The organism is Rhodococcus sp. NPDC003348, from assembly GCF_053589375.1.
Window position 1 is genome coordinate 35,503 of sequence record NZ_JBSFRT010000001.1, and the last position, 22,938, is coordinate 58,440.

At 68.2% G+C, this 22,938-nt stretch carries 23 protein-coding genes; 12 read left to right on the plus strand and 11 right to left on the minus strand.

The window, feature by feature from the left end; all coding sequences use genetic code 11:
* Positions 1 to 21 precede the first annotated feature (21 nt).
* The 4 genes from ACWDU4_RS00200 to ACWDU4_RS00215 are packed head-to-tail and all read right to left on the minus strand — an operon-like array spanning position 22 to position 4,516.
* On the minus strand, positions 22 to 252 hold the full coding sequence (locus ACWDU4_RS00200; RefSeq protein WP_450111820.1) for a DUF3263 domain-containing protein: 231 nt from the start codon (positions 250 to 252) through the stop codon (positions 22 to 24).
* A 54-nt stretch (positions 253 to 306) separates the two neighbouring features.
* A complete protein-coding gene (locus ACWDU4_RS00205; protein WP_450111821.1) occupies positions 307 to 1,734 on the minus strand; it encodes a FadD3 family acyl-CoA ligase in 1,428 nt (475 codons plus the stop codon).
* Positions 1,731 to 2,912: an amidohydrolase family protein gene (locus tag ACWDU4_RS00210; RefSeq protein WP_450111822.1), complete on the minus strand. Its 1,182-nt coding sequence runs from the start codon at positions 2,910 to 2,912 to the stop codon at positions 1,731 to 1,733. Before ACWDU4_RS00210 ends, ACWDU4_RS00205 begins: the two co-directional genes overlap by 4 nt.
* Before the next feature lie 38 nt (positions 2,913 to 2,950).
* The gene (locus tag ACWDU4_RS00215; RefSeq protein WP_450111823.1) at positions 2,951 to 4,516 is read right to left on the minus strand and encodes an AMP-binding protein; all 1,566 of its coding nucleotides are present in this window, start codon (positions 4,514 to 4,516) and stop codon (positions 2,951 to 2,953) included.
* Between the two features lie 137 nt (positions 4,517 to 4,653).
* On the opposite strand from ACWDU4_RS00215, the gene ACWDU4_RS00220 reads away from it, so the two are divergent.
* Positions 4,654 to 5,370, plus strand: a complete 717-nt coding sequence (locus ACWDU4_RS00220; protein WP_450111824.1) for an enoyl-CoA hydratase/isomerase family protein — start codon at positions 4,654 to 4,656, stop codon at positions 5,368 to 5,370.
* A 60-nt stretch (positions 5,371 to 5,430) separates the two neighbouring features.
* Here ACWDU4_RS00220 and ACWDU4_RS00225 read toward each other — a convergent pair whose 3' ends face one another.
* A complete protein-coding gene (locus ACWDU4_RS00225; protein ID WP_450111825.1) occupies positions 5,431 to 5,673 on the minus strand; it encodes a (2Fe-2S)-binding protein in 243 nt (80 codons plus the stop codon).
* A 23-nt stretch (positions 5,674 to 5,696) separates the two neighbouring features.
* Positions 5,697 to 6,527, minus strand: a complete 831-nt coding sequence (locus ACWDU4_RS00230; RefSeq protein ID WP_450111826.1) for an SDR family oxidoreductase — start codon at positions 6,525 to 6,527, stop codon at positions 5,697 to 5,699.
* A gap of 38 nt (positions 6,528 to 6,565) precedes the next feature.
* On the opposite strand from ACWDU4_RS00230, the gene ACWDU4_RS00235 reads away from it, so the two are divergent.
* The 4 genes from ACWDU4_RS00235 (at position 6,566) to ACWDU4_RS00250 (ending at position 10,697) form a co-directional block, all read left to right on the plus strand.
* Positions 6,566 to 8,185, plus strand: coding sequence for a methylmalonyl-CoA mutase family protein (locus tag ACWDU4_RS00235; RefSeq protein ID WP_450112041.1), 1,620 nt, complete (start codon positions 6,566 to 6,568; stop codon positions 8,183 to 8,185).
* The gene (locus ACWDU4_RS00240; RefSeq protein WP_450111827.1) at positions 8,185 to 8,586 is read left to right on the plus strand and encodes a cobalamin B12-binding domain-containing protein; all 402 of its coding nucleotides are present in this window, start codon (positions 8,185 to 8,187) and stop codon (positions 8,584 to 8,586) included. The genes ACWDU4_RS00235 and ACWDU4_RS00240 overlap by 1 nt, the downstream gene beginning before the upstream one ends.
* A 102-nt stretch (positions 8,587 to 8,688) precedes the next feature.
* Entirely contained in the window at positions 8,689 to 9,645 is a 957-nt protein-coding gene (locus ACWDU4_RS00245) for an LLM class F420-dependent oxidoreductase (RefSeq protein WP_450111828.1), read from the plus strand.
* On the plus strand, positions 9,642 to 10,697 hold the full coding sequence (locus ACWDU4_RS00250) for a CaiB/BaiF CoA transferase family protein (RefSeq protein WP_450111829.1): 1,056 nt from the start codon (positions 9,642 to 9,644) through the stop codon (positions 10,695 to 10,697). The genes ACWDU4_RS00245 and ACWDU4_RS00250 overlap by 4 nt, the downstream gene beginning before the upstream one ends.
* A 108-nt stretch (positions 10,698 to 10,805) precedes the next feature.
* Here ACWDU4_RS00250 and ACWDU4_RS00255 read toward each other — a convergent pair whose 3' ends face one another.
* From ACWDU4_RS00255 to ACWDU4_RS00265, 3 genes are read right to left on the minus strand one after another with little or no spacing between them, the layout of a single operon-like run.
* Positions 10,806 to 10,997: a ferredoxin gene (locus tag ACWDU4_RS00255; protein ID WP_450111830.1), complete on the minus strand. Its 192-nt coding sequence runs from the start codon at positions 10,995 to 10,997 to the stop codon at positions 10,806 to 10,808.
* On the minus strand, positions 10,997 to 11,764 hold the full coding sequence (locus ACWDU4_RS00260; RefSeq protein WP_450111831.1) for an SDR family NAD(P)-dependent oxidoreductase: 768 nt from the start codon (positions 11,762 to 11,764) through the stop codon (positions 10,997 to 10,999). Before ACWDU4_RS00260 ends, ACWDU4_RS00255 begins: the two co-directional genes overlap by 1 nt.
* Positions 11,765 to 11,785: 21 nt before the next feature.
* Entirely contained in the window at positions 11,786 to 13,054 is a 1,269-nt protein-coding gene (locus ACWDU4_RS00265) for a cytochrome P450 (RefSeq protein ID WP_450111832.1), read from the minus strand.
* 430 nt (positions 13,055 to 13,484) lie between these two features.
* Between ACWDU4_RS00265 and ACWDU4_RS00270 the strand changes: the two genes are divergently transcribed.
* Positions 13,485 to 13,922 carry a hypothetical protein gene (locus ACWDU4_RS00270; protein ID WP_450111833.1) on the plus strand — a complete coding sequence of 146 codons (438 nt, stop codon included), beginning with the start codon at positions 13,485 to 13,487 and terminating at the stop codon, positions 13,920 to 13,922.
* A 239-nt stretch (positions 13,923 to 14,161) separates the two neighbouring features.
* The gene (locus ACWDU4_RS00275; protein ID WP_450111834.1) at positions 14,162 to 15,790 is read left to right on the plus strand and encodes an FAD-dependent oxidoreductase; all 1,629 of its coding nucleotides are present in this window, start codon (positions 14,162 to 14,164) and stop codon (positions 15,788 to 15,790) included.
* Positions 15,791 to 15,854: 64 nt separating this feature from the next.
* Here the strand turns inward: ACWDU4_RS00275 and ACWDU4_RS00280 are convergent, their stop codons facing one another.
* Entirely contained in the window at positions 15,855 to 16,868 is a 1,014-nt protein-coding gene (locus ACWDU4_RS00280; protein ID WP_450111835.1) for a 2Fe-2S iron-sulfur cluster-binding protein, read from the minus strand.
* A gap of 75 nt (positions 16,869 to 16,943) precedes the next feature.
* On the opposite strand from ACWDU4_RS00280, the gene ACWDU4_RS00285 reads away from it, so the two are divergent.
* The 5 genes from ACWDU4_RS00285 to ACWDU4_RS00305 are packed head-to-tail and all read left to right on the plus strand — an operon-like array spanning position 16,944 to position 21,856.
* Positions 16,944 to 18,404: a class I adenylate-forming enzyme family protein gene (locus ACWDU4_RS00285; protein ID WP_450111836.1), complete on the plus strand. Its 1,461-nt coding sequence runs from the start codon at positions 16,944 to 16,946 to the stop codon at positions 18,402 to 18,404.
* A complete protein-coding gene (locus tag ACWDU4_RS00290) occupies positions 18,382 to 19,287 on the plus strand; it encodes an acyl-CoA dehydrogenase family protein (RefSeq protein WP_450111837.1) in 906 nt (301 codons plus the stop codon). The genes ACWDU4_RS00285 and ACWDU4_RS00290 overlap by 23 nt, the downstream gene beginning before the upstream one ends.
* Positions 19,274 to 20,362, plus strand: coding sequence for an acyl-CoA dehydrogenase family protein (locus ACWDU4_RS00295; protein WP_450111838.1), 1,089 nt, complete (start codon positions 19,274 to 19,276; stop codon positions 20,360 to 20,362). The genes ACWDU4_RS00290 and ACWDU4_RS00295 overlap by 14 nt, the downstream gene beginning before the upstream one ends.
* Before the next feature lies 1 nt (position 20,363).
* On the plus strand, positions 20,364 to 21,131 hold the full coding sequence (locus ACWDU4_RS00300; protein ID WP_450111839.1) for an enoyl-CoA hydratase/isomerase family protein: 768 nt from the start codon (positions 20,364 to 20,366) through the stop codon (positions 21,129 to 21,131).
* Between the two features lie 5 nt (positions 21,132 to 21,136).
* Complete coding sequence (locus tag ACWDU4_RS00305; protein WP_450111840.1) at positions 21,137 to 21,856, plus strand: alpha/beta fold hydrolase; 720 nt, start codon at positions 21,137 to 21,139, stop codon at positions 21,854 to 21,856.
* A 57-nt stretch (positions 21,857 to 21,913) separates the two neighbouring features.
* On the opposite strand, the gene ACWDU4_RS00310 is transcribed toward ACWDU4_RS00305, so the two are convergent.
* On the minus strand, positions 21,914 to 22,807 hold the full coding sequence (locus ACWDU4_RS00310) for a TIGR03619 family F420-dependent LLM class oxidoreductase (protein ID WP_450111841.1): 894 nt from the start codon (positions 22,805 to 22,807) through the stop codon (positions 21,914 to 21,916).
* Between the last annotated feature and the right edge of the window lie 131 nt (positions 22,808 to 22,938).

The following is a 22,938-nucleotide window of genomic DNA, read 5'->3' on the forward strand; positions in this document are numbered from 1 at the left end:
ACGGGCGGAAGGGCAGGCCGCTCAGCTGGCGTGTGCGGCGGGTGGGGTGATCCGGTTGTTGCACAGCGTCATCAGTTCGACGACGAGGGACGGTTCGAGGCTGTGCCCGCGCGGGTCGGTGAGCATCCGGCGGACCCGGTGGTAGTACTGCTGCGCGGACACCCCGAACTCGACGAAGATGTCCTCGTCGTCCCCGCCGTTCCAGTGCCGCCATTTCAGGGCATGTGCGAGCATCGCGACGTCGTTGGTCATGTGTACCCCCTTCAGGTTGTGGGCCGGGCGGGCGTCGGGCCCGCCCGGCGCCGTTCAGCGCAGCAGGTCCTTGACCACCTTGCCGGTGGCGTTCAGCGGTAGTGCGTCGAGGAATTCGACGAACCGTGGTGCCTTGAAGCCGGCCATCCGCTCGCGACTCCAGGCGATCAGATCATCGGCCGAGACGGGACGTTTCGGCACGACGAACGCCTTGCCGACCTGCCCCAGCCGCTCGTCCGGGACGCCGATGACCGCGACCTGGTCGACGTCCGGGTGCTCGAGCAGGAAACCCTCGATCTCCGCCGGGTAGGCGTTGAAACCGCCCACGATGAACATGTCCTTCTTACGGCCGACAATGCGGAGCCGCCCGCCGTCGTCCAGGCTGCCCAGGTCGCCGGTGTGCAGCCACCCGTCCGCGTCGATCGCCTCCGCGGTGGCCGCCGGGTCGTCGAGGTAGCCCTGCATGACGTTGTAGCCACGAATCAGCACCTCGCCGTCGTCGGCGATGTGGACTTCGATTCCGTCACAGGGTGTTCCGACGGTCGTCGCGATCTGTTCGAACGTGTCGCCGGGGCGGGACGCGGTGGCGGTGCCGCCCTCGCTGAGCCCGTAGCCGGTCATGATCGTCTGGAACGGCAGCTCCTCGCGGACCCGCCGGATCAGTTCGACCGGGATGTCCGCGGAACCGGTGACCGCCGCGCGCAGGGACGACAGGTCACGACTGCGATCCGCGGCGAGCAGCGACTGGTACAGCGTCGGAGGTCCGGGAAGCATCGTGATGCGTTCGCGCTCCACCAGATCCAGCACCTCGTCGACGTCGAGAACCGGCACCGGGTAGACGGTGGCGCCGCGAATCATCGAGGCGATCAGCCCGGCCTTGTAGCCGAACATGTGGAAGAACGGGTTGACCACCAGGTACCGGTCACCCTGACGCAGGTCGGCCAGGTCGCACCACTCGGCGAACATCCGCAGGGTCTGACGGTGGTTCATCATCACGCCCTTGGGGCGGCCGGTGGTGCCGGAGGTGTACATGATGTCGGCGATGTCATCGCCGTCGATCTCGCACTCGAAGTGCTCACCGGCGGAGAGGAAGTCGGACTTCAGGTCGATCACCGGGACATCGGCGTCGACGGTGTGGTCGAGTCCGAGGAAGCCCTTCTGGGTGAGGACCAGTTTCGCGCCGCTGCGCCGCACGATGTCGGTGGCCTCCTCCGTGCGGTACCGGGTGTTCACCGGTACCAGGACACCGCCGGCGGTGAGCAGGCCGAAGGCGGCGACGATCCACTCGGCGGAATTGGGTGCCCACAGGGCGACCCGGTCGCCCTTGCGAATGCCTGCGTCGGCGAATGATCCTGCGGCGCGGCGGATCCGGTCGGTCAGTTCGCTGAAGGTGATCCGCGTCTGCCCGTCGACGATCGCTTCGGCAGAACCGAAGCGATCGCCGACGCTCAGGACCATCTCGGGGATGGTCTTCCAGGTCATAGGGACATCAACCTCGCGAGGTTGCCGCCCATGATCTTTGCCTGGTCCTCCGCCGGGAGGTGGTCGAGCATGTCCGCGAAGTGGGTCGGCTGGGCGAGCCCCTCGGGGTGCGGGTAGTCGGATCCGAACAGCACACGGTCGACGCCGACCAGTTCGATCAGGTCGGCGACGCCCTCCTCGTAGAACGGGCTGACGTGGATGCTGCGCTTGATCGCCTCGACGGGGTCCTGCATGCCGAAGCCCTCGGGGGCCTTCTTGAAGGTGTCGGCGAGCGAGTCGAGCAGCGGCGGCAGCCAGCTGGCGCCGGACTCGATGACGGCGATCTTGAGGTCCGGGAAGCGGAACAGGGCGCCGTGGCAGACCCAGGAGGCCACGGTGTCCTGCACCGGACGCCACTCGTTGATCATGCTGAAGGTGTTGGTCTGGAAGGGCAGCATCTCGGTGTCGCTGCCGTCCCATTCGGCGGTGTAGCGGGCGTAACCGCTGTCCGAGGAGTGCATCGCGACCAGGATGTCGAGTTCGACGACGCGCTTCCAGAACGGGTCGAACTCGGGCAACGCGAAGGACCGCGGGCCCTTGAACCCGGGAACCGGGGCGGGGCGGATGAGAACGGCGCGGGCGCCGCGCTCGGCGACCCACTCGAGCTCCTCGATCGCCTTGTCGAGGATCGGCAGACTGATCACCGGGGTGGTGAAGATCCGGTCCTTGTAGTTGAAAGACCAGGTGTCGTACAGCCATTCGTTGAGAGCGTGGGTGACCGCGTGGATCAGTTCGGGATCGTGACGCATGCGCTCCTCGACCACGCTGGCGAGTGTTGGGAACATCAGGGTGCGGTCGACCTTGAGTTCGTCCATGAGTTCCAGGCGGGCCGCGGGGTCGCGGAAGGCCGGGATGGCCTTCATCGAGTCGCCGAAGATCTCCCGCCGGCTCTTGCCCTCGGGATTGCCGTTCTTGAAGTACTCCTCCATCGCGCCGGGCCGGGCCACCACCTCGAACGTCGGGTTCGGGATGTACTCGCTGATCTGCCCGTTGATGGCGATCTTCGTCCGGCCGTCGACCTGCACGTACCTGATGGCGTTCTTGTACTTCTCCGGGAGGTATTTCGTCAGGGCCTCCTCGGTCTCGTAGAGGTGGTTGTCGGCGTCGAACAACGGGTAGGGCAGCTTGCTCGCAGGCATGTGATCCTCCTTCTCGATTTATGAGAATACTATTCTCTCTACTTGAGTGTCGCAATATCGTTCCGGACGACGAACTTCTGGATCTTGCCGCTTGCGGTGCGGGGGAAGTCGTCTACCTGGTGCAACTCCTCGGGCCACTTCTGCTTGGCCAGTCCGGCCCGGTCGAAGTGCGTGCGCAGGCCGTCCATCGAGGGGGCTTCGCTTCCGGGGCGCATTCGGACGACGGCCGCCGCGCGTTCTCCGAGTCGGGCGTCCGGAACGGCCACCACCACCGCCTCGGCGACGCCGGGCACGGTGAGCAACACCTCCTCGACCTCGAGCGCGCTGATGTTCTCGCCGCCGCGAATGATGATGTCGGACTTGCGATCCGTGATCGTCAGGTAACCGTCCTCGTCCAGCACTCCGATGTCGCCGGTGTGATACCAGCCGTCCTCGTCGAAGACCTTCGCGGTCAGCTCCGGATCGGTGTACCCCATGCACAGTTCCGGTCCGCGACTGAGGATCTCGCCGTCCTCGGCGAGACGGATCTCCACCCCGGACAGCGCGTCGCCGTCGGTGAACAGCCGCTTGTCGGTCGGGGCGGTGTGCCGGGACCCGGTGATCGACGGGTGCTCGGTGCTGCCGTAGGAGCGGAACACCGTGATGCCGAGATCCTCCAGTCGGGTGGTCACGGCCGCGGGCACCGACGACCCGCCGAGGCCGGCGTACCGCATGAACGGCAGGTGCTCGGGGGTGAAGTCCGGGTGGTCGAGCAGGCTGGTGACGAAGTAGGTGGCGCCGCCGCCGACGGTCAGTCCGTCGCTACGCATCAGGGCCAGCGCCTGTGCCGGGTCCCAGACGTCGGTGAGATTGACGGCGGTGCCGTCGAGCACCGGGATCAGGAAGGCGTTCACCATGCCGATGAAGTGCCCGACCGGAGCCGCGGTGAGTTGATGGCCGCGGTCCGGCGGGTACAGGTCGGAGAGCTGACGGGTCTCGTGGCCGAGTGTCTGGTGGCTGTGCACCACACCCTTGGGAGTGCTGGTCGTCCCGGAGGTGAACGCGATCAACGCCGGCTCCGCCGCATCGACCGGGAGCAGCCCGAGCATCGGCTCGGTGGCGAGCAGGTCGTCGAAATTGTCACCCCGGGCGGAGCCTCGGGAAATGTTGCAGCCGACCACGCCGACGATCGGCACTGTCGCGCAGAGGTCTTCGTGCACCTCGGTGCGGCCGAAATTCTCGGTGGTGACGAAGACCTTCGGTTTCGTGTCTCCCAGGATGAACTCGAGTTCGCGTCGGCCGTAGAAGTGCACGATGGGTACCACCGCCGCGCCGAGGAAGGACGACGCCCAGAACACCGCCGCCGCCTCCATCCAGTTCGGCAGCTGGAAGGCGACGATGTCGCCGGGGCCGACTCCGCGCTCGCGCAGGCCGGCGGCGAGGCGGCGGGCGACGAGCTCGACGTCGCGGAACGTGCCGGTGTACGGGCGGACCGCGGAGTGGACGCGGAACTCGGTGTCGGGCGCCGCGTCCAGGCCGCGGGTGAGCAGATCGCCGATCGTGTCCTTGGTCCACCACCCCTCCGACTCGTAACGGGTGACCAGTTCGCTGGGGATGTTCCGCATGTGGCGAGCTCCAATGCCTATGTCGGCGCCGCACCCGGGCATCGTGCCGGCGGGGTCGGTCCGGCCGATGTTCCGTCAACTGCGGATAGATTATTCTCGTAGCAAGAGAATGCCAATATCAGTTGGGAGAATGAAAGATGGTCGACCTCGAATTCGACGAGGGGCTGGCGGTCATCACCATCGACCGTCCGCACGCCCGCAACGCCATCGCGCCGGAAACCATGGACCAGTTGGACAAGGCGCTCGACGAGGCGGCGGGCGCGCAGGCCCTGGTCGTCACCGGCGGGGGCGACCGGGCCTTCGTGTCGGGTGGTGACCTCAAGGAGCTGAGCAGGCTGCGGACCGAGGAGCAGGCCGCGGACATGGCGTGGCGGATGCGGTCGATCTGCGACCGGATCGCGAACTTCCCGGCCCCGGTGGTCGCGGCGCTGAACGGCCACGCCCTCGGCGGTGGTGCCGAGGTCGCCGTCGCCGCCGACATCCGGGTCGCCGCGGACGACATCAAGATCGGCTTCAACCAGGTGAGCCTGGCCATCATGCCCGCCTGGGGTGGCGCCGAGAGGCTCGCCGCCCTGGTCGGTCGCGGTCGCGCGCTGATGCTGGCCGGGTCCGGGGCCGTCCTCGGTGCCGACGAAGCTCAGCGCGTCGGTCTGGTGGACCGGGTGCTCCCGCGCGAGTCGTTCGCCGACGGTTGGCGCACGCTGGCGAGGTCGCTGGCCAACCCGTCGTCCGGCGCGATCAAGCAGGTGATCGGTGGCGCCTCCGAGTCCGAGGCGGTCGCGGCGTTCGCCCGGTTGTGGGTGTCGGACGCGCACTGGGAGGCCGCGGATCGAGTCCTCGCCAAGGGCAAGTGATCCGTCGAGGCGGGTGATCTCGGTGGCGCCCTCCGTTCGGGAGGGCGCCACCGAGAAGGGTCACCGTGCGGGGGCGTGATGCCGCCGGGCATGCGTGGTGGCGATGGTCGCCCCCGCGTCCGCCGCCGGCCCGGTGGCTCCGCCCGCCGCCGCGGCGATGATCGCCTGCACCGTGCGGCGGCACCGTCCGCAGTCCGAGCCCGCGCCGCATGCGGCCGCGACCTCCTTCGAGGTGCGTGCGCCGCGGGCGACGGCCTCGTCGACCGTGTGGTGCGTGATGGCGTGGCACAGGCAGATGTACACGGCTACCTCCCCTGGGGAACGGGTCAGTCGAGGAACAGGTCCAGCTGCGGCTGGTCGCCGCCGCCGTAGCGGGACAGGTCGGCGACCCCGGACTCGGTGAGCACGTCGGCGTCGATGTAGCAGTTGCCGGTCGTCGTGCGCGCGGGCCGGGAGACGATCTCGACCGCGGCGTCCGCCATGATCTCCGGGGACCGCGACGAGGAGAGCAGGTTCTCGCCGTCGACCATGTTCGCGACGGCGGAGGTGGCGATGTAGGTCTGCGGCCACAGGCAGTTCGCGGCGATGCCGGCGTCGGCGAACTCGTCGGCAAAACCCAACGACAGCAAGGTCATTCCGTACTTGGACAGCGTGTAGGCGGGGTGCGCGCCGAGCCATCGCGGGTTCATGTTCACCGGCGGGGCGATGGTGAGCACGTGCGGGTTGGACGATGCGCGCAGGTGCGGCAGGCACGCCTGGGTGAGAAGGAACGTGCCCTTGCAGTTGATGTCCTGCATCAGGTCGTACTTCTTGCCCGAGAGCTGCTCGGTCGGTTCCAGGGCGATCGCGCTGGCGTTGTTGACGCAGATGTCGATGCCGCCGAACCGTTCCACGGCGGTTGCCGCGGTGCGCGCCACGTCCTCCTCGTTGCGGACGTCGCCGACCACCGCAACCGCCTTGCCGCCCGCGGCCTCGATCTCGGCGACCGCGGTGTGGACGGTGCCCTGCAGCCGCGGGTGCGGCTCCGCCGTCTTGGCCAGCAGCACCACGTTCGCGCCCTGCCTGCCCGCGGCCACCGCGATGGCCAGGCCGATTCCGCGGCTGGCCCCGGAAATGACCATGGTGCGGTCGGTGAGGGTGTTCTCTCGGCTGGACATCGTTCTCCCGTCAAGGTCTGATCAGTCTATTCTCGGTGATGATATTGGCATTCTCATTTTCTGCAAGTATCGTTGTCGGCGTGACTGACAACGTTGAGACCTCGTCGGGCATCCCGCTGGAGGCGGTCTACGGGCCGACCGACACCGGTGTCGACCCGCCTGCCCCGGGCCAGTTCCCCTTCACTCGCGGCAACTTCTCGTCCGGCTACCGCGGCCGGCTGTGGACCTTCCGGCAGTACTCCGGCTTCGGCACCGCCGAGGAGTCCAATCGCCGCTACCGCTACCTCCTCGAGCAGGGCGGTACCGGGCTGTCGGTGGCGCTGGACCTGCCGACGCAGTGCGGCTACGACTCCGACGACCCCGAGGTCAGCGAGGAGGTCGGCCGGGTCGGGGTCGCCGTCGACACGCTCGCCGACGCCGAGGTGCTGTTCGACGGGATCCCGCTGGACAAGATCAGCACCAGCTTCACCATCAACGGGACCGCCGCGATCCTGCTCGCCTTCTACGTCGCCGCCGCCGAACGCAAGGGCGTGCCGCGCGAGAAACTGACGGGCACCATCCAGAACGACATCCTCAAGGAATACGCCTCTCGCGGCACCTGGATCTGGCCGCCGGAGCCCTCGCTGCGCCTGATCGCGGACACCATCGAGTTCTGTGCGGCCGAGGTGCCCCGGTTCAACGCGATCTCCGTGGCCGGAGCACACTTCCGTGACGCCGGGGCCAACGCGGTGCAGGAGATGTCCTTCACCCTCGCGGACGGCGTCACCTACTGCGACACCGTGGTCGAGCGCGGCCGGATGACGATCGACGAGTTCGCGCCCCAGATCTCCTTCTTCTTCTACACGCACGGCGACTTCTTCGAGGAGATCGCCAAATATCGTGCGGGACGACGGCGTTGGGCGACGATCGTGCGCGAGCGGTACGGCGCGACCACCGAGAAGGCGTCGATGTTCCGGTTCGGCTGTGTCGCGGGCGGCGCCTCGCTGTATGCGCCGCAGGCCCAGAACAACCTGGTCCGTGTCGCCTACGAGTCGATGGCCTCCGTGCTAGGCGGCGTGCAGTCGATGTTCACCGCCGCCTGGGACGAGCCGTTCGCGCTGCCCAGCGAGGAGTCGGCAACCCTGGCGCTGCGCACCCAGCAGATCCTCGCGTACGAGACCGGCGTGACGCGCGTCGCCGACCCGCTCGGCGGATCCTACTTCGTCGAAGCGCTCACCGACGCCACCGAGGCCAGGATCATCGAGATCATGGCCGACCTCGAACAGCACGGCGGCATGGTTCGTGCAATCGAGGACGGCTACCTGCAGGGCCTGATCGCCGACGAGGCGTACAAGCTGCACCAGGAGATCGAGGCCGGCGAGCGCCCGGTCGTCGGTGTCAACAAGTTCACCTCGAACGAGCCCGCACCCGAGATCGGAACGTACGAGCTCGACGCCGAGGGCCGCGAACTACAGCTCAAGCGGCTCGCGAAAGTCAAGGCCGAACGCGACCCCGAGGCGGTTCGTTCCAGCCTCGCCGCCCTGTCCCGCGCCGCGGAAGGAACCGACAATCTGATGCATTCCCTGATCGACTGCGCCAACGCGTATTGCACCGTCGGCGAGATGGTTTCCGCGCTCAAGGCCGTGTGGGGCGAGTTCGTGCAGCCGGTGGTGTTCTGATGACCGCGCGCATTCTCGTCGCCAAGCCCGGACTCGACGGTCACGACCGCGGCGCCAAGATCGTCGCTCGCGCGTTGCGCGACGCCGGATTCGAGGTGATCTACACCGGCATCCGCCAGCGGGTCGAGGACATCGTCTCGATCGCGCTGCAGGAGGACGTCGCTGTCGTCGGCCTGAGCATCCTCTCGGGTGCGCACGTGGCCCTGACCACCCGGGTCGTCGACGCGTTGCGGGCGGCCGACGCCGGAGACATCGACGTGATCGTCGGCGGCACGATCCCGCAGGCCGACGTCCCGCGTCTGCTCGAGGCGGGTGCGGCCGCGGTGTTCCCGACCAGCACGCCGCTGGACGTGCTGGTGACCGAGGTGCGCAAGCTCACCGGGTCCCCGTCCCCGTCCTGACCGAATGTGGGATTCGGTCGGTTCACGTGACCGAATCCCACATTCGGTCAGGGTGGTTTCGCGCAGTGCAAGACAATTCATCTCGTCAAACCTGGAGGTAACGTGCGGATCGGTGTGATGGTCGGGCCGGAGCGGGGGGACTCCGCGCGCAAGGTCGCCCGGATGATGGCCGACGTGGAGTGGGCGGAATCCGCGGGCTTGGACACCGTGTGGGTGCCGCAGGTGCCCAACGATTTCGACGCGTTGACGGCCGTCGCGCTGATGGGTGCACGGACCTCGACGATCGAGATCGGAACCGCGGTGGTGCCGTTGCAGGCGCAGCACCCGATCGCGCTGGCACGTCAGGCGCTGTCCGTGCACGCCGCCATCGGTGGCCGGCTGTCCCTCGGCGTCGGGCCCTCGCACCATTGGATCGTGCAGGACATGCTCGGCCTGCCCTACGAGAAGCCGGCGGGGTACACCCGCGACTATCTCGAGGTCCTGAACGCCGCGCTGGCGGGATCGGGCAGCGTTGACGTCGAGAACGGCACCTTCACCGTGCACAATCCGCTCGACCTGCCGCCGGTGGCTCCGATGCCGGTGTTCGTCGCGGCCCTTGGACCGGTCATGCTCAAGATCGCCGGTGAGCGGGCCGACGGCACCGTGCTGTGGATGGCGGACGACCGCGCGATCGCCGACCACATCGCGCCCAAGATCACCAAGGCCGCCGCCGACGTCGGCCGCCCGGCGCCGCGCATCGTCGCCGGGCTGCCGGTGTGCCTGTGCCGGCCGTCCGAGGTCGACACCGCCCGGGAACGCGCGAACCGTATCCTCGCGGAGGCCGAGGTCTCGCCGAACTACCAGCGTCTGCTCGACCACGGGGATGTCCGGGACGTCGGCGACCTGTGCATCGCGGGGGACGAGGAGGCCATCATGGCCGGCTTCCGTCGGTACGCGGAGGCGGGCGCCACCGACATCTCGATGCGGTTGCTGCCGATCGGTGACACCCGGGACGAGCTCGTCGCATCCAAGTACCGGACCCGGGAAGTGGTGGCGGAGTTGGTCAAGGACCTCCGATGACGACAGCGGGCCCGCTGTCGGGCATCAGGATCCTCGAGGTGGGGCACATCCTGGCCGGGCCGTACGCGACCATGATGCTCGCCGACCTCGGCGCCGAGGTCACCAAGATCGAGCCACCGACCGGCGATCTCTCCCGGCAGGTGAGCGACGCCTACTTCGCCAGCCTCAATCGGGGCAAGCGCAGCATCTGCCTCGACCTCGGCACCGACGAGGGACAACGCCGGCTCGGCGAACTCGCCGCGCAGTCGCACGGCCTGATCGTCAACCTCAAGCCGTCGGCGATCCGCAAGTACGGGCTCGACTACGGGTCCCTGCGCCGGTGGAACGAGAAGATCGTCTGCGTCGCCCTCACCGGATACGGACTCGATGCCGGCGACGACCCGGCATTCGACTACGTCATCCAGGCGCAGACCGGCGTCGCCGCACTCACCGGTGACCCGGACGGCCCGCCGACGCTGCCCGGCTACTCGGCGGCCGACAACTCCACCGGTCTCACCACCGCACTCGGCCTGCTCGCGCAGATCGTGTCCGGTCGCGGCGGGCAGGTGGACGTGTCGCTGCGCGACGTCATGCTGTCCCAACTGAACTACCGCGCTTCGGCATACCTGAACGAGGGAACGACACCGAAGCGAATGGCCAACGGTGCGCATTCCTACTATGTTCCGGCGCAGCTGTTTCCGACCGCCGAGGGTCACCTGGCCCTGTTCGTCACCCACGACGGGTTCTGGCGGTCGTTCTCTGCGGAGGCCGGGATCGACGGATTCCCCACCATGGCCGAACGCGCGCAGCGGAGGGACGAGGTGCTGGCCGTGGTGACCGCCGCCCTGGCCGCCGACACCGCGCTCGGCTGGGAGAAACGCCTGCGGCCGCTGGGGGTTCCGGCGGCGGCGGTGCGGACGCTGCCGGAGGCGCTGGCGGAGACGCCGGAGGTCGTGGTGAGCGCCGGGGACTTCAGACTGATCGGAAGCCCCATCCGGGTCGAGGGTTTCGAGCCGGAGTACGGACCGCCGCCGCGCCTCGGCGAGCACGGTCAGGTGCCGACCCGGGCCTGAGCCTCCGAGCGCATGAACACGAAGTGCGGGGCCTGCCGGACGATCGTCGTCCGGCAGGCCCCGCATCGTGTTGTGGCTCAGCTGCTCTCGTGTCCGTTGGTCGCAGTGCTACTCGATCTCGCGAAGGGCCGCTCGGGGACACTGGTTGACGGAGTCCCGGACGGCCCGCTCGAGGTGAGCGGGAACCGGTCCGGGCGCCACCGAGAGTTCTTCGTCGTCGTTCAGGTCGAAGATGTCGGGGGCCAACCCGACGCAGATCGCGTTGGCCTCGCACCGCTCGAAGTCGGCGACGACGCGCATCAGAGGTACCAGCCGCCGTTGACGCCGATGACCTGGCCGGTGATGAATCCGGCGGCGTCCGTGCACAGGAACGCGGTGGCAGCGGCGACGTCGTCCGGTGTGCCGATCCGCCGGACCGGCGTCATCGACGCCAGTGCGTCGAGGTTGATCATCGCGTCGTGCTTCGCCCCTTCGCGCGCCATCGGGGTGTCGATGATCGACGGCGGGATGGTGTTGGCGGTGATGCCGAGCGGTGCCAGCTCGAACGACAGCGCCTTGGTCAGCGCGATGACGCCACCCTTGGATGCGACGTAGTGCGCGCGGTCGGGGGCGCCGGACTGGGCGCTCGAGGATGAGATCGTGACGATCCGGCCCCAACCGCTCTCCTTCATGTCCGGAAGCGCCGACTGCACACTGTGGAACGTGCCGGTCAGGTTGACGGCGAGGACCCGCTCCCAGTCGTCGGCGGCGATGTCGCCGAACGGCGCGGTGGTCTCGATGCCGGCGCTGGTGACCATGATGCGCACGGGTCCGAGCTCGCCGCGCACCTGATCCATCGCCTTGTCGACGGCGCCCCGGTCGGTGACGTCCACCTCGCAGGCCAGTGCGGTGATCCCGTCGCCGCGGAGGCCCTCGGCCGCCTGCTGCAGGGTCTCGCCGGGAAGATCGAACAGGGCGACCGGGTGTCCGGCCTCCCCGAGGTGACGGGCGACGGCCAGGCCGATACCCGAAGCGCCGCCGGTGATCACGGCAACGCGGCCGGCCGCCGCGGTGTTGTCGGTGCTCATGAGGTCCTCTCGTGGGGCGGATCAGGAAACGGGCGTGAACTCGAGGTGGAGTTCGGTCAGGCCACGCAGAATGTAGGTCGGTTCGTAGGTGTAGCGGCGGGAGCCGGCGGGGCCGTGGTGCTCCTCGGAGATCCGGATGTCCTCGGTGCGGTCGAGGAAGCGCTCGATCGTGATGCGGGCTTCGGTGCGGCTCAGCGGTCCACCGGGGCAGGAGTGGATGCCCCGGCCGAAGGCGAGGTGCTCGCGGGCGTTGTGCCGGTCGGCATCGAACTCGTGCGGATCCTCGAAGCGGCGCGGATCCCGGTTCACGGCACCGGGATTGATCATCACGGTGGTGCCGGCCGGGATCTCGACCCCGGCGACGGTGGTGGTGCGGCGGGCCAGCCGGAAGTCGCTCTTGACGGTGCCCTCCATCCGCAGCATCTCCTCGACGAAATTCGGGATGCGGGACCGGTCCTCCCTCAACTGCTTCTGCAACTGCTGGTCGTCGCCGATCTTCTGCAACGAGGCGGTGATCAGCCGGGCGGTGGTGTCCTGGCCGGCGCCGAACAGGAAGGTCGCCAGGCGGACCAGTTCGATCACCTCAGGCATCGAGCCGTCGGGGTAGGTGGACTCGGCGAGGCTGGTGAGGACGTCGCCCTGGGGGGAGTTACGGCGGTCCTCGAGGTAGGCGCTGAACTTGCCGTCGAGGAACTCGAGCGGGTTGTGCGCGAGCGCGTTTTCCTCGCTCATCGCGCCGGGCTTCTGCGCGCCGAGGTGGATGCGGAACGCTTCGCGGTCCTCGACCGGCACACCGAGCAGGTCCGCGATCGTCAGCAGCGCGAACGGCTGTGCGTACTCCTTCATCAGTTCGCACCGGCCGTTGGCGAGAAACTCGTCGATCTGCCGGTCGGCCAGGCCCCACAGGAACTCTTCGTTCTCCTGGATCCTCCTCGGCGTCAACAGCTTTCCCAGCAGCGACCGGGTGCGCTGGTGCTGCGGCGGGTCGAAGGTGACCAGGTGTTCGGACATCGGGAACTCGCTGCGATGCGCCTCGATCTGGGCGCTGATGTCGTCGCCCTCCGGCTCGAACGGCAGCGGGGGGAACGGCCCGATCGGCGCGATGATGTTGGAGAAGGTGTCCGCGTCGCGGAAGATCTCGGCGGCCTCCTCGTATCCGGTCACCGCGATCACGTTGTACACCGGCAGTCGCGTCACCGGACATTTGGATCTCAGATGGTCGTAGTAGGGGTGTGGATCCGGTACCAGGGACGGATCCGTGAAGTAGTCGATCGTTTCGAAGTCGGTCACCGCAGCCTCCTGTGAAGTGTCTACGAACCCCCAATGCTGAGCACTCGATCAGCATTTGTTGGGCACATGCTTAGCACCAGCGCCGGTATGTGGTCAAGGACACATTCGCGGCGCCGAGGCGCGGTGACGGTCCGCGCGGCCCGCCCTTTGCCTCGGCGTTCCCCAACTTCGTGGATTTCCTTGCCGCGGGTGGGGCGCCTTGCTACCTTCCTGCGGTAACCCGGTTACTTCCGGTGGCTGAAGGCTCGCGCTTCCTCGGAGAAACGGAGACATGATGGCTGCTCGATCGATCGTCACCTCGCGACGAGGTCTCGACCGTGTTCATTCGGTGGCTCAGTCGACGGCGCACGCCCGTCAGCACAGCCTCAGGAAGCGACTGGTGGTGTTCGGGCCGAGTGTGCGCGATGTGGTGCGACTGGCCGGTGGGTGGATGTTCGATCGGGTGACCTCGGGTTGGGATGTCACGGCTGTCGTCGCCGACCATCCGGATCTTCGTCCGTTTCAGATTCTCGGTGTTCGAACACTGGATCTGGATGCGGCGCTCGCGACGCCGGCAGGTCCGCATCCGCACGAGCTGGCCGTGTCGGTGGACTTGTTCGTCAGCGACGAGCGGGTGCGAAGTGGTCTGCTGGGACTCCTCGCGAAGCAAGGTGACATGAGCATCAGCATGTGGGGTGAGGTGTGGTCGGGGGATATGGATGAGTGGTTCCGGCCGGGGGAGCATCGGCTCAGCGGTGCCGCTCGGGCGTTCAAGGGTCGGGCCCTCGCCGCGGCGTCGGAGTCGGTCGCAGCGGCGGGGGTGACGGAGTCGATCTGGACAGATCTGCGTCGTGGTCCGGGCGATGTGGGTCTGGCGTCTGCCAGCTGAGGGCATCGGCGCCAGATCGATACGGCCGGAACGGAAGCGGATTCCGGCGGTCTCGTCGACCAGTGATCGGTGCACGGCTTTGCGCCCGGTTTGTCCGTTGTTCGGGTGAAAACAATGTTCTACAATATCAGAAACGTCATTCTCGCGATTGGTGAGGCAGCGCGGTACGCCGTTGTGGAAGGCGGACCGCAGCCGTTCGAGTCGCGATGCTGATCCGTCCGAGATGCCCAGGATTTCCCATGACCTTCGTTATCACGCAGCGTTGCTGCAACGACGCCAGTTGCGTTCCCGAGTGCCCGGTCGACTGCATCCGTCCCCGGCCGGACGACCCCGATTTCGGCACCACCGAGATGCTCTACATCGACGCGGACACCTGCATCGACTGCGGCGCGTGCACGGAGGCCTGTCCGGTGGACGCGATCTACTCCGATTTCGACCTGCCGGCGTCGCTGGAACGGTTCACCGACATCAACCGCGCGTACTTCGAGAGGCACCCGCTCGACAACTCCCTCCTCGTCCCGCCGTCGGCGCCGCGCCGTCTGCCCGCGGAGCTCGGCACGCTCCGTGTCGCGATCGTCGGTTCCGGTCCGGCGGGCTGCTATGCGGCCGAGCAGTTGCTCCGGTACGGCAACGTCGAGGTCGAGATCTTCGACCGCCTGCCCACGCCGTGGGGCCTGATCCGCAACGGCGTCGCCCCGGATCACCACGAGACGAAGGGGGTCACCGACCGGTTCTCGGCGGCGTTCCGGTCCGATGCGGTGCGGATGCACCTCGGCGTCGAGATCGGCGCCGATGTCACCCTCGACGAGCTGCGCGCACACCACCATGCGGTCGTCTACGCGGTCGGCGCTCCCGGCGATCGGCGTCTCGGCGTTGCCGGCGAGGACCTCGACGGCAGCCATTCGGCAACCGAGTTCGTGGCCTGGTACAACGGCCATCCCGACCACGCGGACCGGCAGTTCGACCTGACCGCGGAACGGGCGGTGATCATCGGCAACGGCAACGTCGCGCTCGACGTCGCCCGGATCCTGGTGATGGACCCGGATGAGCTCGCGCGCACCGACATCGCCGACCATGCACTGAAGGCCCTGCGCGACAGCAACATCCGCGAGGTCGTCGTGGTCGGTCGGCGGGGACCGGCGCAGGCGGCGTACTCGACCTCGGAGTTCCTCGCGCTCGGGCACCTGCCCGGCGTCGACGTCGTCGTCGACGAGACGGAACTGGAGTTGGACGCGGCGAGTGCGGCGATCGTCGATGATCCGGAGGCGGAACCCTCGGTGCGGCTGAAGATGGACCTCGCCCGCGAGTACGCAGCGACGGGCGGCTCGGGGGCAGGGAAGCGGATCGTGTTCCGATACCTGGCCTCGCCCACCGAACTGCACGGTGACGGCAGGGTCGAGTCGATCACGCTGGTGCGCAACACCCTTGACGAGGATCTGAACGCGGTGCCGACCGGGGAGATCGAGACGATCCCGACCGCGCTGGTGCTCCGGTCGGTCGGCTACCGCGGGCGTCCGGTCGACGGACTGCCCTTCGACGAGGCGCGCGCCGTCCTCCCGAACGACCGCGGCCGGATCGAGGGGGCGGACGGCATCTACACCACCGGATGGATCAAGAGGGGTCCGCGCGGCGTCATCGGCACCAACCGGACGGACTCCGAGGAGACGGTCGCCGCGTTGCTGGAGGATTTCCAGGCAGGCAGGCTCACTGCGCCCGAGGGTGACCGGGACGCGCTTGCCGCGCTCGTGACCGGACGGGTGCCGGGCGTGATCGACAAGGCGCGCTGGCAGGCCGTCGACGCGGCCGAGCGGGCGGCGGGCAAGGCCGCGGGGCGCCCTCGTGTCAAGGGTGTCCAGCCGGACGCATGAGACGCAGGCAGGGACACGAAGTCGGGGGCCACCGGACGGTGGCCCCCGATTCGTTCGTTCCGGCTCAGTCCTCGTAGACCACCGTGACCGACGCGCAGTCCGGGACGGCCTGGCAGGTCAGGACGTAACCGTCGGCGATCTCCCCGTCGCTGAGCACGTCGTTGACCCGCATGGTCGCGGTGCCCTCGGTGAGGGTGGCGATGCAGGTGCCGCAGTTGCCGGCCTCACAGGAGAACGGCGGCGTCAGGCCGCCGCGGCGGGCGCTCTCCAGGATGGTCTCGCCGTCCTGACGCTGGACCGTGACCTTCTGGCGTCCCAGGGTGACGGACACGGTGCCCTGGGGCGGTGTCGCGTCGGCGGCGGGCGCGGGGGCCGCGGTCACCGGTTCCGCCGGGGTGCCGAACTTCTCGCTGAACACCCGCCCGGGACCGGGGAGGGCGGACTCGACCAGTGCCATGAAGGGCTCGGGGCCGCACAGGTAGCTGTCCGCGGCCACGTCGTCGCCGACGAACTCCCGCACGGCACCCGCGTCGAGGAATCCGCCGCGATTGTCGAGATGGCGGGTCACCGACAGCCGGTCGGGGTACCGCTCGACGAGTTCGGCGAGAACCGACTCGAAGATGACCGACGCCTCGTCGCGGTCCGCGCACAGCAGCCGGACCCGGCGGTTCGTGGTGGCCAGGGTGCTCTTCGCCAGGGCCAGGATCGGGGTGATGCCGCTGCCGCCGGCGAAACCGAGCAACGGCGCCTCGCTCGGCTGCAACAGGAAGGTGCCTGCCGGGGTGGTCAGTTCCACCTCGTCGCCCTCGACGAGGTTGTCGTGCAGCCAGTTCGACACCCGGCCGCCGGGCACCCGCTTGACGGTGGTCATCAGTTCGTCGTCGGTTTCCGGGGCGCTCGACATCGAGTAGGAGCGGTACAGGTCCTGGCCATCCACGCGCACCTTGAACGTGCAGAACTGCCCGGCCTGGTAGGAGAACGGGCCGTCGTGCGGGGCGAGGACGTACGTACGTGCGTCCGCGCACTCCTTGACGATCCGCGTCACGGTCGCGCGCTGGAACAAAGGGGGTCTCGCCATGGACCGTAGCCTCCTGGTATTAAGGTTCTAGCAATCAGAGAATACTATTCTCTCTGACGAGATAGGATCTTCTCAATGTCGAATTCGAACAACGCGGGCGACGCCTCGGTGGCGGTTCGGCCGGACGATGCGGAAACGGGACCGACGGTGCTCGCGTTCGAGGACCGGGAGTACACGCTCGCCGACCTCGACGCGCTGGCCGACGGACTGGCCGCGACGATGACCCGCGGCGGTGTACGCGCAGGCGACCGGGTCGCACTGATGTCCTCGAATCGGCCGGAGTTCGTGGTGGCCGTGCGGGCGATCTGGCGGCTCGGCGCCGCGGTGGTGCTGATCAGCCCGGCCTGGAAACGCAACGAGGTCGAGCACGCCCTGGCCGTCTCGCAACCCACCTACGCGGTGGGGGACAACCCCGTCCTCGGCGAGCTCGCCCCCATGCTGCACCTCGACGAACCGATCGTCCCCGAGCACGGATCGTTCCCGCAGCCCGACCCGAACGCGGACGCCGTCCTGGTCTTCAGTTCCGGTACCACCGGGATGCCGAAGGCGGTCCGGCACACCTTCGGCTCGTTCGCCGCCGCGGTCGGGCACTGGCGGGAGGCGCTCGACCTGTCGTCGAAGGACCGGATGCAGATCGTCACGCCGCCCTCGCACATCCTCGGCCTGCTGAACATCGCGACCGCGCTGGACTGCGGGGCGTGGCTCCGGCTGCACCGGCGATTCGACCTCGACCGGATGCTGCATCACATCGAGGCCGACCGGATCACGGTGGAGATGGCCGTCGCGCCCATCGCGCTGGCGATCGCCTCGCATCCGGACCTCGAGTCGTACGACCTGTCGTCGCTGCGCTACATCATGTGGGGCGCAACACCGGTCACGCCGAGCGTCGCCGAGCAGGTCACGCAGCGAACCGGGGTCGGCTGGATGCCGGCCTACGGCGCCAGCGAACTGCCGGTCATCGCGTGCAATCCCGTCGAGGGCGCCAGACTCGACAGCGTCGGCCGCCCCGTGCCGGGTGTCGAGGTCCGGGTGGCGTCCCTCGAATCCGGGCAGCCCGTCGGCCCCGGCGAGATCGGCGAGATCCAGACCCGGTCCGAGTCGCTGATGGTCGGGTACCTGCCGGACGAGGCGACCGCCGACGCGTTCGTCGACGGCTGGTACCGGACCGGCGACGTCGGCTATCTCGACGCCGACGGCTGGCTGCGGATCACCGACCGGCTCAAGGAAATGATCAAGGTCAAGGGTTTTCAGGTTGCCCCGGCCGAGATCGAGGCCGTCCTGCACGGTCATCCCGCCGTCGTGGACTGTGCAGTGTTCGGCGTACCTGATCCGGTCAGCGGGGAGGCCATCGTCGCCGCGGTCGAGACGGCCGGGGCCATCGACGAGGCCGAGCTGATCGCGTACGCCGGCGAACGGCTGGCCACCTACAAGCGGCTGAGCCGCATCGCGATAGTGCCCGAAATCCCGCGCCTGCCTTCGGGCAAGGTGCTGCGCCGAGAACTCAAGGAGCGCCATGGACGTACGTCTGACGAGTGAACAACGGCAGCTGCGTGACGCGGCCGCCAAACTGGCCGACGACCTCGGACCGGGATCGGTCCTGGATCTGGACGACGCGGCGAGGATCGCCCGGCTGGAGAAGACGGTCGACACCACCGGCTGGCGGTCCCTCCGCTCCGACGGAGCCTCCGGCGTGGAGGTTGCGATCGTGGCCGAGGAGTTCGGCCGCGGCCTGATCGACGTGCCGTTCCTCGGTCCCGTCCTCGCCGACGACCTCTACCGGCACGTTGCCGACGGTCAGCAGTCGCGGGCGATCGGGGTGAACGGCGAGGCCTTCGACGCTCGCGGTCTCGACAGCGTGGTCACGTTGCGGGACAACGTCGTCACCTCCGCCGGAGTCGGCGCGGTGGCCCCCGCCGCCGACCTGACCCGACAGTTCGCCGAACTCGCCGTGCCGTCCGAACGCCTCGGGGAGGTGTCCGAGGACGACGGACAGCGGTGGTACGCGCTCGCCCTCGTGGCCACCTGTGCCGACCTGGTCGGCACGTCCCGCGGTGCGCAGGCGACGGCCTGCGACTACGTGAAGGTGCGTGAGCAGTACGGCAAGACGATCGGGTCGTACCAGGCGGTGGCCCACCTGCTCGCCGAGAGCGAGGCCCTGATCGAGGGATCGGTGAGTGTGCTGCGGCACGCGGCCTGGGCCGTCGACGAATTGCCGCCGGCCGAGGCGGTGCGCGCCGCGCGGATCGCGAAGCTCTACTCCGCCCGGGCCGCTCGCACGGTGTGCGAGAGCGCCATTCAGGTGCACGGCGGCATCGGCAACACCTGGGAGTGCCTCGAACACGTCTACCTGCGGCGGGCGCTGACGTCCACCGAACTGTTCCCTGTGAGCCTGGAGGAGATCGACCTTGGACTTTCGTGACTCGCCGGACGAAGCCGCATTCCGGGAACGGTTGCGCGCCTGGCTGACCGACAACGCAAAGAAGTTCCCGACTTCCGGGGACGAGTACTGGGCGCGGCAGGGGGAGTGGCACCAGGCGCTGTACGGCGCCGGGTTCTTCGGACTGTCGTGGCCCAAGGAGTACGGCGGACAGGAGCTTCCGCCCGTCTACGACGTGATCCTCGACGAGGAACTCGCGATCGCCGGGGCGCCGCCGCGACCGAGCCTCGGCTACCTCGTCACCGGTCTCGGCCACCACGGCAGCAAGGACCTGGCCGCCCGGTTCCTGCCCGGCATGATCAACGGAACCGAACGCTGGTGCCAGGGCTTCTCCGAGCCCGGCGCCGGCTCCGATCTGGCCTCGCTGACCACGACCGCCACCCGTGACGGCGATGACTACGTCATCAACGGCCACAAGATCTGGACCAGCTACTCCGATGTCGCGGACTGGTGTCTGCTGCTGGCACGCACGGACCCGGATGCGCCGCGGCACAAGGGGATCTCCGGGTTCATCGTCCCGATGAACCAGCCCGGCATCGAGCAGCGGCCACTGAAGATGATCAGCGGTGTCACCAAGGAGTTCGGCCAGGTCCTGTTCGACGGTGCCCGGGTGCCCGCCGATCAGATGGTCGGCGCGCCCGGTGACGGCTGGAAGCTGGCGATGACCGTCGTCGGGCACGAACGCGAGCCGTCCACCCTTGGCTACGCCGCCCGCTACGGCAAGCTGGTCCGGCAGCTCGCGGCCCGGGTCGACGGCAGGGTTCCGGAGGAACTGGCCTGGGCCGCGGTGCAATCGGAGATGCTCCGGCTGCACGTGCGCCGGCGCCTGTCCGAACAGCTCGACGGGGTCACCCACGGGTCGGAGGGTTCGCTCGACAAGCTGCTCATGACGTGGGTGGACCAGTCGGTTGGGCACGCGGCGCTGACCGTGGGCGGCACCCGGGACGAGGAGATGCTCGGCTCCTACCTCTACAGCCGCGCGCAGTCCGTCATGGGCGGGACCTCGCAGATCCAGAAGAACATCATCGCCTCACGCATCCTCGGATTGGGAGTCTGACATGTACGACATGCCCGCAGAAGTCGACGTCCGCGCCGAGGGCTCGCTCCGGATCATCACGCTGAACCGGCCCGACGCGCTCAACGCCGTCAACGACGAACTGCACAGCGGCCTGGCGCGGCTGTGGCCGCAGCTGAGCGCGGACCGCGGGGCGCGTGCCGCGGTGCTGACCGGCAGCGGCAAGGCGTTCTCCGCCGGCGGCGACTTCGCGTACCTCGCCGAACTGGCGGAGGATCCGGACCTGAGGGCCAAGACCATCGCACACGGCCGCGACATCGTGCTCGGCATGGCGCGGTGCCGGATTCCGGTGATCGCGGCGGTCAACGGGCCCGCGGTCGGGCTGGGCTGCAGTCTCGTCGCGCTCAGCGACATCGTGTACATGTCGGACAAGGCCTACCTGGCCGATCCGCATGTGCAGGTCGGTCTGGTCGCCGCCGACGGCGGACCGCTCACCTGGCCGCTGCAGATCAGCCTGCTCCTCGCGAAGGAATTCGCCCTGACCGGCGTGCGCATCCCCGCGGAGCGGGCCCGGGAACTGGGACTGGCCAATCACGTCGTCGCCGACCCGTTCGCCGAGGCGCTCGCTTGCGCCGAGAAGATCGCCACTCAACCGCAGCAGGCGGTCGAGGCGACCAAGCGGATGCTGAATCTGCACATCGAACGCGCCGTCCTGGCATCGCTCGACTACGCGAACGCCGCCGAGGACCAGTCCTTCCAGACCGAGGACTTCCGCGCCAACATCGCCCGGCTGACCGCGGTCAAGAGCTGACCGACATGGCAACGTACGTGCTGGTGCACGGCGGGGGTCACGGTGGGTGGTGCTATCAGCGGGTCGCGCGAATCCTGCGGGCCGCGGGACACGAGGTGCACACTCCGACTCTGACCGGTCTCGGAGAGCGTGCGCATCTTCTGGAACCCGGTGTCGATCTGGACACCCACATCCGGGACGTGGGCGCCGTCCTGCACTACGAGGACCTGCACGAGGTGATCCTGGTGGGGCACAGTTACGGGGGTATGGTCATCACCGGTGCTGCCGACAGGGCCGTGGACCGGGTTGGTCACCTCGTGTACCTGGACGCGGCGACACCGGTCAACGGACAGTCACTGGTCGACGTCGCAGGGGAGATCATGGCGGCGGCCAGGTTCGACAGCCGGGTCGTCAACGGGGTGGAGTTGGTACTCCATCCATTCGCCGAGGCCGGAATGTTCTACGGAATAACCGATCCCGACACTCTGGCCTGGATGGCGGACCGCCTCACGCCGCACCCCTGGAGCTGTTTCGAGCAGCCACTCGAACTCGCGAACGAGGCAGCGGTGTGGGGTCTTCCGCAGTCGCACATCGTGTGCAGCTCCACCGTGCCGACGCGTGATGCGAACCTGGTTGCCAAGGCTCGGCGCGAAGGCAGGTTGTGGGAGATCGACACGGGACACGATCTGATGATCACCGAGCCGCGTGCCGTCTCAGACGCATTGTTGGAGATCGCGCTCCGGTGACCGCTCGGGGCGCCGAGGGGCGGGGTCTCGGTGAGCTCGAGACCCCGCCGTGCCGGGTTACCCACAGACCGACAGGATCTCGTCCGCGAACTTTTCGATCGGGGCACGGTACCGCTCGGCGGGTGCCCTGAGGTGGTCGTGGTCACCGGAGTGGGTGAGTTCCCAGTTCGCCCACGGGTTGCACATCACCGAGGTGACACCGATGTCCTCCGCCCGCCGGTACAGGTCCGGCGACGGCCGGTCTCGAAGGCCCATGACGAACTCGAAAGGTTCTCCGTAGCGGCCGTACTCGCGGCGGAGCCGATTGATCCGCCCGATCCACTGTTCGGCATCCTCGAGCGTGTAAGCGGTACCCACCCAACCGTCGCAGTGGCGTGCCGCCCGCCGCAGTGCGGGAGCGGACTCTCCGCCGCACAGAATGGGGACCGGCGCCGGGGGATGTGGTTCGATCATCAGCTCGGGGATGTCGTAGTGCTCCCCCTTCCACGCGACCCACCCGCCCTTCCACAGGGCCCGCAGCGCCTCGATCATCTCGTCGAGGCGGCGGCCACGATTGTCGAATTCCTGCCCCATCATGTCGAATTCCTCACGCATCCACCCGGCGGACAGTCCGATCGAGACTCGTCCCCCGGACAGTTCGGCCGCCGTCCCGACTTGCTTGACCACTTCGAGAAGCGGTCGGGCGGGGGCGATGTAGACGTTGTTTCCGAACCGGAGACGTTCGGTCACCGCGGCCAAGGCGCCGATGAGCACCCAGGCATCCGGCCACTCGGTATCCGGCTGCCAGTACGGCTTTCCGTCCGCGCTTGCCGGATATCGGGTGGTGAGCTGTCGGGGGTACGTGAGGTGGTCCGAGACCAACATCCCGTGATAGCCGTTCTCGTCCAGCATCTTTGCCACTGCGGGCATCTCGGCCGTCTTCATGAATGCGGTACCGCACCAGAATTTCATGTCGTGGACATCCGTTCGCCTGGCCGTGGTCGTCGTGCGGCTGCCACGGACGTTGGAAGACTGTGGTGTCCCAAGAGAACATGATTTACATTGTGTGGCAATAGGTTGGCGTCGGTTCGGTATCGAATGCG

What these genes read in the sequence shown, in the direction of transcription:
- ACWDU4_RS00200 (WP_450111820.1), bottom strand. Translation starts at nt 252, where the DNA reads ATGACCAACGACGTCGCGATGCTCGCACATGCCCTGAAATGGCGGCAC.
- ACWDU4_RS00205 (WP_450111821.1), bottom strand. Translation starts at nt 1,734, where the DNA reads ATGACCTGGAAGACCATCCCCGAGATGGTCCTGAGCGTCGGCGATCGC.
- ACWDU4_RS00210 (WP_450111822.1), bottom strand. Translation starts at nt 2,912, where the DNA reads ATGCCTGCGAGCAAGCTGCCCTACCCGTTGTTCGACGCCGACAACCAC.
- ACWDU4_RS00215 (WP_450111823.1), bottom strand. Translation starts at nt 4,516, where the DNA reads ATGCGGAACATCCCCAGCGAACTGGTCACCCGTTACGAGTCGGAGGGG.
- ACWDU4_RS00220 (WP_450111824.1), top strand. Translation starts at nt 4,654, where the DNA reads ATGGTCGACCTCGAATTCGACGAGGGGCTGGCGGTCATCACCATCGAC.
- ACWDU4_RS00230 (WP_450111826.1), bottom strand. Translation starts at nt 6,527, where the DNA reads ATGTCCAGCCGAGAGAACACCCTCACCGACCGCACCATGGTCATTTCC.
- ACWDU4_RS00235 (WP_450112041.1), top strand. Translation starts at nt 6,566, where the DNA reads ATGATATTGGCATTCTCATTTTCTGCAAGTATCGTTGTCGGCGTGACT.
- ACWDU4_RS00240 (WP_450111827.1), top strand. Translation starts at nt 8,185, where the DNA reads ATGACCGCGCGCATTCTCGTCGCCAAGCCCGGACTCGACGGTCACGAC.
- ACWDU4_RS00250 (WP_450111829.1), top strand. Translation starts at nt 9,642, where the DNA reads ATGACGACAGCGGGCCCGCTGTCGGGCATCAGGATCCTCGAGGTGGGG.
- ACWDU4_RS00255 (WP_450111830.1), bottom strand. Translation starts at nt 10,997, where the DNA reads ATGCGCGTCGTCGCCGACTTCGAGCGGTGCGAGGCCAACGCGATCTGC.
- ACWDU4_RS00260 (WP_450111831.1), bottom strand. Translation starts at nt 11,764, where the DNA reads ATGAGCACCGACAACACCGCGGCGGCCGGCCGCGTTGCCGTGATCACC.
- ACWDU4_RS00270 (WP_450111833.1), top strand. Translation starts at nt 13,485, where the DNA reads ATGTTCGATCGGGTGACCTCGGGTTGGGATGTCACGGCTGTCGTCGCC.
- ACWDU4_RS00275 (WP_450111834.1), top strand. Translation starts at nt 14,162, where the DNA reads ATGACCTTCGTTATCACGCAGCGTTGCTGCAACGACGCCAGTTGCGTT.
- ACWDU4_RS00280 (WP_450111835.1), bottom strand. Translation starts at nt 16,868, where the DNA reads ATGGCGAGACCCCCTTTGTTCCAGCGCGCGACCGTGACGCGGATCGTC.
- ACWDU4_RS00285 (WP_450111836.1), top strand. Translation starts at nt 16,944, where the DNA reads ATGTCGAATTCGAACAACGCGGGCGACGCCTCGGTGGCGGTTCGGCCG.
- ACWDU4_RS00290 (WP_450111837.1), top strand. Translation starts at nt 18,382, where the DNA reads ATGGACGTACGTCTGACGAGTGAACAACGGCAGCTGCGTGACGCGGCC.
- ACWDU4_RS00300 (WP_450111839.1), top strand. Translation starts at nt 20,364, where the DNA reads ATGTACGACATGCCCGCAGAAGTCGACGTCCGCGCCGAGGGCTCGCTC.
- ACWDU4_RS00305 (WP_450111840.1), top strand. Translation starts at nt 21,137, where the DNA reads ATGGCAACGTACGTGCTGGTGCACGGCGGGGGTCACGGTGGGTGGTGC.
- ACWDU4_RS00310 (WP_450111841.1), bottom strand. Translation starts at nt 22,807, where the DNA reads ATGAAATTCTGGTGCGGTACCGCATTCATGAAGACGGCCGAGATGCCC.